Source organism: Paenibacillus sp. BK720 (assembly GCF_011761545.1).
In the GTDB taxonomy this organism is placed as follows: Bacteria; Bacillota; Bacilli; order Paenibacillales; family Paenibacillaceae; genus Pristimantibacillus.
The window spans coordinates 1-12,816 of the sequence record NZ_JAASRQ010000004.1 but is presented as its reverse complement, the minus strand read 5'-3'; the positions used below and the strand labels follow the sequence as shown (position 1 = coordinate 12,816).

General features: G+C 51.4%; 9 protein-coding genes and 1 riboswitch. Of the genes, 7 read left to right on the top strand and 2 right to left on the bottom strand.

Annotation, left to right across the window (positions count from 1 at the left end; translation table 11 throughout):
* Positions 1–2 precede the first annotated feature (2 nt).
* The gene (locus FHT67_RS15705; RefSeq protein WP_208403327.1) at positions 3–869 is read left to right on the top strand and encodes an urease accessory protein UreD; all 867 of its coding nucleotides are present in this window, start codon (positions 3–5) and stop codon (positions 867–869) included.
* Positions 870–939: 70 nt separating this feature from the next.
* Positions 940–1,401 carry a MarR family winged helix-turn-helix transcriptional regulator gene (locus tag FHT67_RS15700; protein WP_132307189.1) on the top strand — a complete coding sequence of 154 codons (462 nt, stop codon included), beginning with the start codon at positions 940–942 and terminating at the stop codon, positions 1,399–1,401.
* A gap of 57 nt (positions 1,402–1,458) precedes the next feature.
* Here the strand turns inward: FHT67_RS15700 and FHT67_RS15695 are convergent, their stop codons facing one another.
* The gene (locus tag FHT67_RS15695; RefSeq protein WP_167199774.1) at positions 1,459–2,835 is read right to left on the bottom strand and encodes a hypothetical protein; all 1,377 of its coding nucleotides are present in this window, start codon (positions 2,833–2,835) and stop codon (positions 1,459–1,461) included.
* A gap of 233 nt (positions 2,836–3,068) precedes the next feature.
* Here FHT67_RS15695 and FHT67_RS15690 point away from each other — a divergent pair, with 233 nt between their 5' ends.
* From FHT67_RS15690 to queF, 5 genes are all read left to right on the top strand, one after another.
* Positions 3,069–3,746 carry a sulfite oxidase-like oxidoreductase gene (locus FHT67_RS15690; RefSeq protein WP_167199771.1) on the top strand — a complete coding sequence of 226 codons (678 nt, stop codon included), beginning with the start codon at positions 3,069–3,071 and terminating at the stop codon, positions 3,744–3,746.
* A gap of 75 nt (positions 3,747–3,821) precedes the next feature.
* Positions 3,822–3,865, top strand: a riboswitch (PreQ1 riboswitch).
* Positions 3,866–3,957: 92 nt separating this feature from the next.
* The gene (gene queC, locus FHT67_RS15685) at positions 3,958–4,623 is read left to right on the top strand and encodes a 7-cyano-7-deazaguanine synthase QueC (protein WP_132307186.1); all 666 of its coding nucleotides are present in this window, start codon (positions 3,958–3,960) and stop codon (positions 4,621–4,623) included.
* Complete coding sequence (queD, locus tag FHT67_RS15680) at positions 4,620–5,063, top strand: 6-carboxytetrahydropterin synthase QueD (RefSeq protein ID WP_132307185.1); 444 nt, start codon at positions 4,620–4,622, stop codon at positions 5,061–5,063. The genes queC and queD overlap by 4 nt, the downstream gene beginning before the upstream one ends.
* Complete coding sequence (gene queE, locus FHT67_RS15675) at positions 5,056–5,784, top strand: 7-carboxy-7-deazaguanine synthase QueE (RefSeq protein ID WP_167199768.1); 729 nt, start codon at positions 5,056–5,058, stop codon at positions 5,782–5,784. Before queD ends, queE begins: the two co-directional genes overlap by 8 nt.
* Before the next feature lie 19 nt (positions 5,785–5,803).
* Positions 5,804–6,301 carry a preQ(1) synthase gene (gene queF / locus FHT67_RS15670; RefSeq protein ID WP_015845875.1) on the top strand — a complete coding sequence of 166 codons (498 nt, stop codon included), beginning with the start codon at positions 5,804–5,806 and terminating at the stop codon, positions 6,299–6,301.
* A 124-nt stretch (positions 6,302–6,425) separates the two neighbouring features.
* Here the strand turns inward: queF and FHT67_RS15665 are convergent, their stop codons facing one another.
* Positions 6,426–12,119: a carboxypeptidase regulatory-like domain-containing protein gene (locus tag FHT67_RS15665; RefSeq protein WP_208403326.1), complete on the bottom strand. Its 5,694-nt coding sequence runs from the start codon at positions 12,117–12,119 to the stop codon at positions 6,426–6,428.
* Positions 12,120–12,816 lie beyond the last annotated feature (697 nt).

The following is a 12,816-nucleotide window of genomic DNA, read 5'->3' as shown; positions in this document are numbered from 1 at the left end:
GAATGGCGGCGGATTTACGGGAAGAGCGCGCGGTACGAAGCTCTGTGCTGCGCGCCTGCTTTCATTGTGCGGAAGGCGTAACCCGTCTTTCGGATAAGTATCACACCGCGCCTATCAAGATCGCCAAGAGCTTTCCGCTTCAAGAACAACTGGCCGTCATGATAATGGATGCATCTCCCGGTCTGCTGGAGGGGGACCGTTACGAAATGGAATGGCAGGCGCACGGTTCCTCGCAGGCTTATATCACGACACAGTCTTATTTGAAGGTTCATCCCAGTCCGCTTGGGGGCGGGGCGGTGGGATCCTCGATTTGTCAGACCTTCCGGCTTGGTCATTACGCGGTTATTGAACATATGCCGGAGCCGGTTATGCTGTATAAGGATGCGAGACTGCGCAGCGAGACAAATGTCTATCTGGAAACGGGAGCCGTGTGGATGCAGGCGGATATTCTTTGTCCGGGACGCACGCTGCGCGAAGAGCAGTTCCAATACGCAGAGTTTCGGAACAGCTTGTCCGTTTACTATGAGGATGAGCTGATCTTCGCCCAGCGGCAGCGGATTGTGCCTAGCGCCCATATGCTTGCGGCTCCCGGCTGTTGGGAGGAGATGACGCATATGGCGACCTTTTGTCTGTTTACCGATCAATTAACGGCTTCACAGATTGAGTCCATGAAAGAGCTTGTTCAGGAGATGCCTGAATACGGCTCTCATCCGGTTGCGATAGGACTGTCCGACACGCACCGTCACGGTCTTGTCGCTGCAGCTGCTTCTACCGCGGCATGGCCGCTGCAAGAGGCTATGCGCTTTCTCTGGCAAGGAGCAAGGAAAATTGTATTGGGCAAAGAATCGGTTGATTTGCTTAATTCTTAGGGCTGGACTTGGCTATGCGTTCAAAACACGATATATTTATAGATATGAATGTATTAGCGAGGGTGGATGGATGAACCTGGATCAGGAGAAACTACTTAAACTAAGAGAGATGGATGACGTATTCCGCAAGCTCCGCAGGCTGATTAACGCGGAATATAACCGGTTTAATGTTCACGGCCTTGGGATGACGGAAGGCAAGATGGTTATTATTCTTGCGCAGCATGGACCCCAGAAGGCATCTGCCATGGCAGAATGGCTGCGTATTACAAGCGGCGCCGTAACGGGGATTTCGGATCGCTTGATCGACCTTGGCTATGTGGAGCGCTCGCGGAGCGAGTACGATCGTCGTATCGTTATGCTTAGCGTAACCGACGAAGGCCGCAAGCTGGTGGATCATGTGATGGAAATGCGCGAGCGCATTATGTTTAAACTGTATGACGGCTTCGAGCTTGACGATATCGAGAAAGCAACGGACATCTTCATGCGGATGGCAGCGAATCTGGATCCGAAGAGCGATGCGACGGAAGAATAGACAAAAGGTCTGCCCCTAGTTACGTGGCTGGGGGCAGACCTTTTTTTGCATTACTCTTTATAGGGATTCGCCATTCAGATAATTAAAGAATGGTTTATCGACCCAGATCGAATAGGATTGGATGTCGAGTCCTGTGCCAAGTTTTTTGAATCCTTCTACAATAGCGGCCGAAGGCTCGTTTAACGAGAAGGATTGCGCGTAGTAGTGGCCGGCGCCCGTAATTTTGTTGTTCGTGATCTGGATATAATCATCGAGCTTGGTCGAGGAGTAATAAAGCGGCTGCCACCAGGAGCTGGCGATAAGGCCGGTCTGGTCCTCGCTGTTTTTCTTTGCGTATTGCAGAATAACCGGCTGGAAGCGGGCTTTGTCCGCGGCATTCGCGAATTCGAATTTCAGATCGTATTCTTTGGCGTAAGCGATATAATTGCCGTTCTCGATTTGGACGACCTTATAGTTCTCCGTTTGAACAGGCTCGCCCCACTCCTTCAAATAAATAAACGCGGAAGTTTTAGGCTCGAACTGTACTTTGGCGCGGATTCCTTCGCTGCGGAGCAAGCCGATCAGCTGAACCGCATGCTTCAAGTTGTCGTGGCCGTATGTAAGAGTGAGCGAATCGACGAAGTTGGCGTCGAAACGGTTATCCTTCAGATTGTAGCCGGTAACGAGATTTTGCTTCAATGCCGTGTCCACTACCGTTTGAAGCTCAGGCGACTGAATGATGTCGGAGGTGTTGTAGGCATCCGCGAGCTTGCCGTAGATATCGGCATCGGAGGTATAACCGATATAATGCTTATACTCTCCTTTAATGGAAAGAATCTGTACGAGAAGGGCTTCCGCCAGATCGGAAGATGCGGCTTTTCCTTTCACTTCTTTATAGAAGGAAGAAGGGAGCAGTCCGCTATGAACGGCAGCCGCAAGCTCTTGCGACGCGGACAGGCTTAGTCCTGCGTGGGAGTAGCCAATTTGCTTCAGCGCATCGGTTGTTTTGCTTAGCGGGTAAGAATGGGCAAGCTCGGCCAGACCGGCTGCTTTAACGGCGATATAAAGCGCGCTGGTCGCTTGGAGCGGCTTATCGGCCTCGATTTTTAGAGAAGTGATGATACCCTGCTCATATAATGCCGCTGCGGATGAATAATAAGGACTGTCGGCTCCGAGATCGCTAAAGACCGGTTTGGACTCGGCAGGCCCGAGATGAAGAACCTTGGCTACCTCCTGAAGGAATTGTCCCCTAGTAACCGTCCCTTGCTGGAAAGTAATGCCGTATTTCTCTTGCAAGAACTGCTCATATTCTGTTATTAATGTAGAGGAGGACTGCACGACCGCGGAAGTTGTCACTGCTGCGGCTTCGGCTGCGGACAGGGGTAAAGCTGCTGTGAAAAGAAGGGATAAAGCGAGCGACCCGGAAAGGAGCCATTTGTTGCGCAAATTCATCATTCAAAACCTCCATTGATATAAAAGATTGATTATTTCAATTAATCCACTCGGAATTGTATGGAAATATTATCATTGTTACAAATTGGTGTCAATAGCCGAAAGGCGCAGGTCTTGTTTTGCTTGCTATAGTAGAATGGAAATACATAAGCTTAGGCTTAGGCAGCAAGAATCATCGCGAACAGTCTAACGATGGCTGTTCGTGTGATCATTCTTTTCAGGAGGCTTGGAACAACATGAATACAAGCAAGAAGGCTGAGCGTTTGAAGAAAGCTCCTGCGCTCAAGGCGAATGTCGCGCCCGAGCTGGCGCATCGCGTACCGCCCGGACAGACAACGACGGACCGCTTCCCGATCCTGCATGAAGGAGAAGTGCCGGAGTACGATATGTCCGAATGGACCTTGCGCATATTTGGGGAAGTTGAAGAGGAAAAGGTGCTTGCCTACGAGCAGATCATGGCTCTTCCCCAAATCAAACAGACAAACGATATTCATTGCGTTACCCGCTGGTCGAAGCTGGATACCGAATGGGAAGGCGTACGCTTCACGGATCTGTTGAAGCTGGTTAACGTGAGCCCGGATGCCAAATATGTCATGATTCATGCCGATCAGGATTACGAGACGAATCTTCCGCTCGAGGATCTTATGCATGACAACATCCTGCTGGCTCACAGCTTCGACGGCGAACAGCTGACTGCCAAGCATGGCTGGCCGTTGCGGCTGCTTGTGCCGCATCTGTATTTCTGGAAGAGCGCCAAGTGGATCAGAGGGATTGAATTTATGAAGGAAGACCGCCCTGGCTTCTGGGAAAGAAACGGCTTTCACAATTATGCCGACCCGTTCCGCGAGCAGCGCTTCTCGGGCGAGGATCTTGGCTTGCCGGAAGACGAATGGCATCACAAGGATTTCGATTAATTGGCATATAGCCGGATAACCAGAGATATGGTATAGTACGTAGGTACATTCGAATAAATGCTGAAGCTTCAAGCTTCAGGAGAGGTTCGCGAACTCCCTCTATAAAAAACTAAGAACTGGAATCTATTCTGATTCCATTTTTTTCGTTTTGAGACATGTGTACAGGGTTTTGTTCGAAGGGTCTCTCCTTCATTAAGGGAGGAGAAGAAAGATGAAAAAAGGAAAAGCGGTAGTCGTATTCAGCGGCGGGCAAGACAGCACAACCTGTCTGTTCTGGGCTCTGGAACGCTTCGAACAGGTGGAAGCAGTCACCTTCAACTACGGGCAGCGTCATGCGCTCGAGCTGGAATGCGCCGCGCAGATTGCCGAAGAGCTTGGGGTCAAGCATCATGTGCTTGATATGTCCCTGCTTAACCAGCTGGCCCCTAACGCGCTGACCCGCTCGGATATCGAGATCGAGCAGCAGGAAGGCGGCCTGCCGTCTACGTTTGTAGACGGTCGAAATTTATTGTTCCTTTCCTTTGCGGGGGTGCTCGCGAAGCAGATTGGAGCAAGAGCAATCGTTACCGGCGTATGCGAGACGGATTTCAGCGGTTATCCGGATTGCCGGGATATTTTTATCAAATCGCTTAACGTAACGCTTAATCTGTCGATGGATTATCCGTTTGTGATCGAGACGCCTCTCATGTGGCTGGATAAAGCCCAGACATGGGAACTGGCTGACCAGCTTGGCGCCTTTGACTACGTGCGGACCAAGACCTTAACCTGCTATAACGGCGTCATTGCGGACGGCTGCGGGGAATGTCCGGCCTGCAAGCTGCGGAGCCAGGGGCTGAACCGTTACTTGGCCTCCAAAGAGGAGGGAAGAGCGGAATGATTCAGCAAATTTATCCAAGCGTCCCGCATTCCTTTCAATATGAATTAAATAAAGATATGCAATTTGCGGCCGCGCATTCCATTCCTTCCGAGGAAGCGGGGCATTGCGCCCGCGTGCACGGCCATACGTATTTCGCTAACGTGACGATTGCCGGCGATGAGCTGGATTCATCCGGATTTCTGGTGAATTTCGCAGCGGTGAAGAAGCTGATTCATAACCGCTTTGACCATACGTATTTGAATGATCATACAGACGTATTCGACAATAACGACCCGAACCGTTTTCCAACCACAGAGGTTGTCGCCCGAACGATTTACGAGATTGTCCAAGCTTTTCTCGACGAAACGCCGAATAAGGCGACCTGCGTACAGGTTTTCCTGCGGGAGACGCCAACCAGCTATTGCATTTACCGTCCGAAGAAGGTTGTAACACATGGCTGAGAAACGAATTCCGGTGATGGAAATATTCGGGCCAACCGTTCAGGGCGAAGGTATGGTGATCGGGCAAAAGACGATGTTCGTCCGTACGGCGGGCTGCGATTATTCCTGCTCGTGGTGCGACTCCGCATTTACGTGGGACGGAACGGGGAAAGACGATATCCGCATGCTGACGGCAGGCGAGATTGTAAGCGAGCTCCGGGAGCTCGGAGGGAATGCCTTTTCTCATGTCACCTTGTCGGGGGGGAATCCCGCTCTGCTGAAAAATGCGGATGAACTGGTGGATGCCCTTCATCGAGACGGCGTTCGAGTGGCGGTGGAAACGCAAGGCAGCCGCTGGCAGGACTGGCTTCTTGCTATTGATGAGCTGACCCTGTCGCCTAAGCCGCCAAGCTCCGGCATGACGACGAATTGGGAAGTGCTTGATGAGATCGTTGCGAAGGTATCGGACGGAAGCAACCCGTTCAGCTTGAAGGTTGTTGTGTTTGACGAAGAAGATTTGGCTTATGCCGCCAAGGTGCATAACCGTTATCCGAACGTGTCGTTTTTTGTGCAGACGGGCAATGACGATCTGGTTGAGGGAGATAACGGGAGGCTCGCGGCCAAGCTGATTGAACGTTACGAATGGCTAATCGATCAAGTGATGAAGCGCGAGGATATGACGAACGTAAGAGTGCTGCCGCAGCTTCATGCCCTGGTATGGGGCAACAAACGCGGCGTGTAAGCAGAGGGAGGACTAACTGATGTCTGGAAGAAACGAAGAGGAATTGCAAGGAATCAGCCTGCTTGGCAATCAGGGAACGCGTTACCCGATGGAATATTCGCCTGCGGTGCTGGAGGCTTTCGACAATAAACATCCTTACCGGGACTATTTCGTAAAGTTTAACTGTCCGGAGTTTACCAGCTTATGTCCAATGACGGGCCAGCCGGATTTCGCGACCATTTATATTTCCTACATCCCCGACGTAAAAATGGTGGAGAGCAAGTCGCTCAAGCTGTACCTGTTCAGCTTCCGCAACCATGGCGATTTCCATGAGGACTGCATGAACATCATAATGAACGACTTGATCGAGCTGATGCAGCCCCGCTATATCGAAGTATGGGGCAAATTTACGCCGCGCGGCGGCATCTCGATCGATCCGTATTGCAATTACGGCAAGCCGGGTACCAAATATGAGCAAATGGCCGAGCAGCGGCTGTTTAATCATGATATGTATCCGGAGAAGGTGGATAATCGATAATCGGAGGGGCAAATCTCAAGAGGGGTAGGCCAAAGAAGGACCACGATTTGTATTCGTGGTCCTTCTTTTTGTTTATGGGGGACTCCCGGTCCTTCTATTTGATCCCTACGCGATTAACTTTTCCTTATTCCTCTTCCTCGTCAATAAGCACAATGTCCAGAATGGTCGTCTGCCCGTCAAAAATCGTTGGCATACGCACCGCGGTTTGCTTGCCCGGGAAGGAGAATTCGGCTGTTGGCATGCCGGCTGCAATATTTGTGAAAGCGTATTGGCCGCTGTTATTGCTAATGATTTGGCGAATCAATTCGCGGTTGGTCGTAACAATCTCGGCGAGCGCCATGTCAAGCGGGTTGCCCGAAGTATCCCTTATGGTTCCGCGAAGCGTTCCGAAAGCTGCGCTTAACGTGAGGTCGGCTCTTGCAGCGGCTGCTGCGTTTGTTGTTAAGGAGTGGGCCGCAGAACCGTACGAAGGCGCGGAGCCCGTTACGGTATAAGTGCCGGGCGCTACGGGATCCGTTATATACGCTCCGTTAAGATCCGTTATTGCCGTTTGCAGGGACAATTTTGTAGAGGCATCCAGCACATGAATAACGGAGCCCGGAATCGGTGATGCGTCCACATTGCTCGTGACGGTGCCCGTAATCGGGAAGGATTGACCTATCGCCGGGATTGTCACGTTTGCTGTTTGGGTTTGACCAAGCTGTTCCGGAATGACGGTTGTAGAAGTGCCTGCAGAAGGTGGGCTCACGATAATCGTCTGTTCACCCGCCGGGATGCTAGGTACGACATATTCGCCGTTGCTGTCGGTAATCCCGTTTCCGCCAATGACTCCGTTGTTGTCAATGATGGTAACCGAAGTGTTTGGCAGCGGTTGGCGCCCAGGCTCAGTCGTAACCGTTCCGCCTACGGATGTTTTAATTTGAAGGAGTGCAAAGGCAACTACCGTTGTCTCGCCCCGGTTGACCAGGGTGGAGGATTGCTGGGTAATGAAGCCTTGCAGCGAGGCCGTCAAGGCATAGTTGGTCGGGGCGACTTCGCCGAGATCAAACAAGCCGTTGGTATCGGTTAGCAAGGTGGAAAGTGCCGGCCCAAAATTGTTATACTGCAGCAATTGGACGGTAACGCCTGGGAGAGGTGCTCCTGTTGCCTTATTAGACACGCTTCCTATTAACCGTCCGGGCAGCGGCTGCAGCGCAAAGCTGAAGCGGGTAGTCTCGCCCGATGCGATAGTGAAGCCGCCAAACTCTGCGGCATAGCCGGACGCGGTGACGATCGCATTATAGCTGCCGGGAGCTAATGCCGGGAATGAATATTGTCCGCCGTTATCGCTAAGGACAGTACCAACGACCGCGCCGGTAGTTGCGTCGGTAATTCGAATTTCCGCTCCTGCAATGTTTGCTCCGTTAGTCAGGTCGCTGACGAATCCTACGACTCCCCCCGGCAGCGGAGTCAGCAGCAATACCGCAACGGAAGTTTGACCGCTTCGCGTAACGACAGCGGCAATTCCCGTCCCAAAGCCCGGCGCCACGGCAGAAATCGCGAAGTTGCCGGCGGGTATGCCCGATATAATGAAACTGCCTGTATCATCGGTGAATGCCGTATCGATAGGCAAACCGTCAACATCCGTAAGGATGATGAGACCGCCGCTCACCGGCGCTGACGTGAAGCTGTTTTTGACCGTTCCGATAACCGTCGCCGTCTGCGGGATTAATTGAATCTGTACAGAGGTAGTGATGCCAGCTCGAATCGTAATACCGACGGTTTCCGTTTCGAAGAATGGAGAGGAAACCGAAATAATATATTCACCGGGAGAGACGCCGTTTATGAAGAAGCTTCCGTCTACTTCGACAAACGCGGTCTCGATCAGAGTTCCGTCCTTGGTGTAGAGCTTAATTCTAGTATCATTTGCTCCAATTGGATTGCCGGCTGTATCCGTTACGCTGCCGCTGATTACCCCAAAAAGAGGATTTAATGCCAGGTTCGCGATAGAGAAGCCGTTGCTTTCCACGGAGGTTCCGATTGTGCCGGTCGCAAACTGATTGGTTTTGGCAATGACGGTGTACGAACCGGGCTGCAAGCCGCTAATTTGAAAGTTGCCGAACGGAGTTGTTGTTGCGGAAGCGACGGACAGACCTGTAGCCTCGCCCATCCGAATTTCTATGCTTGCGCCGGGTATAACCAATCCGGTCGATTGGTCGGTAATTTGTCCGCTGATCGTACCCGGATCCGGACTAAGCACGAAGTCGACACCGGTTACGATTTCGCCCGGATCGATGAAAGTGCCCTTCACCTGCGTGCTGAAGTTAGGAGCTGATGCAATGACGGTTTTGGCGCCGGCCGGAATGGCGTCTATGACATAACTCCCGTTTCCTTGCGCAGGGCCTATCCCGCGGATTGACTCATTGCTGTTCAATATTTTAACTACAGCCGTTGGTATCGGATTGCCCGCAGGATCAACGACGATTCCGGTTATTTGACCGGGGTTTGGCGACAGGTTTATCGACACTTGGGTCGTTTGTCCGCTAAGGATGGTCGCTCCGGCGACTTGCGAGGAATACCCCATGGCGACGGCCGTTACATAATAAGAGCCGGTTTTTTCTGCAAAGAAAGTAAATGTCCCGTCGGATCTCGTAAAGACTGAGGATATGAGGATATTGTTGTTATTGAATAACTGAACGACCGCTCCGCCGATTGCCGGAGAAACCTCGCCGACAAGCGTGCCCGGATTTGGCTGAAGAGCGAAATTAACGGGAGTAATCGAGTTGGAATGGACGATACCGCCAAGCACTTCTCCTTCATAATTCAGCGCGTGAACAGCCACGGTGTAGCTGCCCGGAGGCAGGCCGTTGAACTGGTAACCGCTTTTCGTATCGGCAAATAATGAAGCAATGAGGAAGTTGTTGCTGTCGGTGAGGGTTACGGCCACTCCTAATACGATACCGCCAGTAAAGGCATCCGTAATTTGCCCTGCAATGCTTCCCGGATCCGGCAGGAGGACGAGCATAACGTTTGCCGTTTGGTCTGAAGCAACGCTAACGGTAGCAGATGCCGTTTGGAAATCCGTCGCCGATGCAAGAATGGTATAAATGCTTGGAGTCAGGCTGCTGACTTGGAAATGCCCGTCGTTGTCGGTGAAAATGGTCGCAATGACAACGCCTGTTCCCGACAGCATCTTGACTGCGACAGCAGCACCGGCTACCGGTACCCCGTTCGAGTCTACGACGGTTCCGCTTAAAATCCCGGGGTTTGGCTGGAGCACGAAATTAAGCGTCGAGCGTGTGTCTGCCGCAACGGCAACGCTTTGGAAGCTGCTTTGATAAGGATTGGCAGCGGCGGTTACGAGGTATTGCAAAGGCAGCAAATTTTCGATGACATAACGGCCATCCGTTTGGGTGACAAAGCGGGTAAGCAGCAAGCCGCCTCCTGCAACGTTAACATTCAGGGAGATGATTGCACCAACAATGGGAGTGCCCGACGGATCCGTTACAATCCCCGTAAGAGAGCCTTGAGTGGGGAAAAGAACGAAGTTCTCGGACGTCGTCTGACCTGGATTAATCGTAACGCTAAACGATTGTCCGCCGTATCCGTCTGCCCGGATGGTCACGAAATAAACCCCGGGCGACAGATTGCCGATATCGTATGTTCCGTCTTCGAGTGTGGCGACTCTGACAACGATAATGTTATTTAAAAAAACGCGGATAATCGCATCTTCCACAGGGGCTCCTGTAACCGAATCCGTCACCCGTCCGGCGACTGCTCCGGCAAGCTGCTCAAGCGCGACATTTAGTTTTGTTGTTGCAGCGGCATTAATCATGGCTCCGATCGTTTGACCCGCATATCCCTCTTCGGCAATGACAATCGAATAAGAGCCTGGCGAGAGGGAAGGAATCGTATAGCTTCCGTCTGCAGCCGTTGAAGTGGTCTGAAGCGTTATTCCTTCCGAGGTAAAAACGCGGATGCTTGCTCCCGCAAGAGGTGCTCCTGTTACGGCATCCGTAATAATGCCCGACAGCGCTCCCGCAACCGGGGATAAGGCCGCATTAATTGTTTTCGTTTGACCCGCAGCGATGGAGAAACCTATCACCTGCGCTACAAACGTGTCGGCGGATAATCGAAGCCGGTCGTTTGTAGCTGGAGACAGGGAAGATAGCGTGTAAACGCCCGCAGCATTCGTCGTTGCCGTGGCTAGGATGCTGTTGCGATTATCCAGGGCTTCAATCAGTACGCCCGCTAACGGGTCGCCTGTTTGCGCATTTGTGATAGTACCGGTAAGGGCTCCCGGATTCGGTGCCAGTGCGGCATTCAATGTGAGGGTCTCCGCGATCGACAAGGTTACCGGAAAGTCTCGTGCCTGAAATTGATCAGCGGAAAAACTGACCCGGTAATATCCGGGGGTAAGCCCGGTCACTGCGTAAGCGCCAGCCGCGTTGGTTACTGCCTGAGCAGTCAGTACACCAATGGAATCCGTGACATGCACGACGGCGCCGGCAATTGGATTCCCGCCGACTGACGCAATAATCGTACCCTGAATAACGGCAGGAACCGGTACCAGAGTTATGTTTACGGTTTGAACTGTGCCCGCGGCAACCGTTGCAGCAGCCGTTGTCGTTTGATAGCCGTTTAGGCTGAAGGTGAGATTGTAACTTCCCGCAGGAAGCTGGGGAAGTCCATACAGACCGCCGCCGTTAGAGACGGTCAGTCCAACATTTGCACCTCCGGGCACGGTTGCAGCCTGAACCGAAACTCCTGAAAGCGGCAGTCCGGTTGATTTATCAATGATCGTTCCGGTTACTCCTCCAATGGCTATAACGGATACCGTTGCGGAGGAAGCGGGCGCGGTGATGTCTCCCCCCGTAAAGCTGTCGACCGCAGTTACCGTCTTGGTGTCCACGGTCCTTGAGCCGGATGTATTGAATTGGCCGGAAGCCTGATAAGACAGGGAAGCCGTAACGCCTGCGTTAAGATTGCCGACGTTCCAGGTCAGTGTTCTTGTTGTACTGTTGAATGCGGTTGTTCCTTGCGTTTTTTGAGTAGCGGACAAGGATATAGTCTTATCAAACAAGAACGGCACCTGCAGGAAAATCGTTGATGCCTGGCTTCGTCCCGTATTCGTAACATTTATCGTTCCCGTAAAGGTAGAAGCTTGCCCGGCGATAATGGGGGTTGTAGAGGAGCTTACCGTTTGCGTGACGGACAACTTGGCTCTTACGTCGCCTCCGGCAATGGTAACCGGATCGCAAAACAGAGTGCTTAACGTTTGTCCGGTTCCAATAAAGTCCTTATTGAAAATGTTGTTATTCGTTGCCGTGAAGAACAAGAAGCGAATAGCAGACTGATCGGTGATGCCAAGGAGGGAGAACAAGGTTCCGGCAGGAACAAAGAAATCGATAAAATAGTTGGTTGCGCTGCCTAGCTGAGAGCCATCATCGGTAGGTTGCGCCCTTGCGATATCGAAGTTGCAAATGGTTTCGCTATAACTGGGTTTTCCTTTGCCGTCCGTTCCTTCCGCTTGGTCCGTCATAACATTTGGCAGCTTAACCGAGTTGACAATAAGCTGTACTTCGTTTTCCAACCCGTTTACGACCAGTTCCCATTCGTAGGTAGCCGGATTGTTATCGGTGTCGAACAATACGCCCCATGCGAAATTGCTGAAATTGTTCTTGAACCTGGGGTCGGCGTTAAGGCGCATGCGAAAATATACGTTAGTTCCGTCGTACGCGTAATAAGCGGCCGGAAACTGAGCGTCACCAACAATGTCCGTTTCATCCGGGTTAACGTCACGGATTGGATCAACAACATTAATGTTGTTTTGTTTCAAGGGAACAAACTGCGCGTTGCTAGGAAATGGCATCCTGGGGCTAAACCTCCATAACAAGGGTTTATAGTATTGCGGGAAGAGATACTATTTCCATGTATATGAATTCCGCCCTTTTTGGGAACATGTACGTAATAAGATGCAGGTGTAAAAAAGCAACGGTCTTCTGCTCGAAGGCCGTTGCCGGTTAATCGTTATTTGATCCTTTAGTGGTTGTTCCCGGAAGAATTGCCTTTCTTATCCGATGATTTGGTTTGCGTATTTTTATTTGCATGACCTTGCTGTTTAGCCATTTGTGTCACCTCCTGCATGCTTTGGGTTGAAGGCTGGGTGTATGCCAACGGCGTTATTTTACGCAATTTTTTCGTTTTTACAAATATGGCTTCGATTCATTCTTTTCCTGTGGCTAGAGCGCAAGCTGACGAGGGATTACACCGTCCGAAAAATAAAGCTTGCAATTCTATTTCGATCCATGGTATATTCTTATTCCGGCCGCGAGAGACAAGCGGTTCGGAAGAAAAGCTGATCTCATCGAACAATGTCGATGAGAAATAAAGCTTGACACTGAAAGTGATAGCGTGATAAGATACTTCGCGTTGTCATGAAAATTGTTCTTTGAAAACTGAACAACGAGCGAAACTGCCCCGTTAGAAATAACGGAAAAGCGATTTTTTAAATGAATGAGCAAGTCAAACACTTT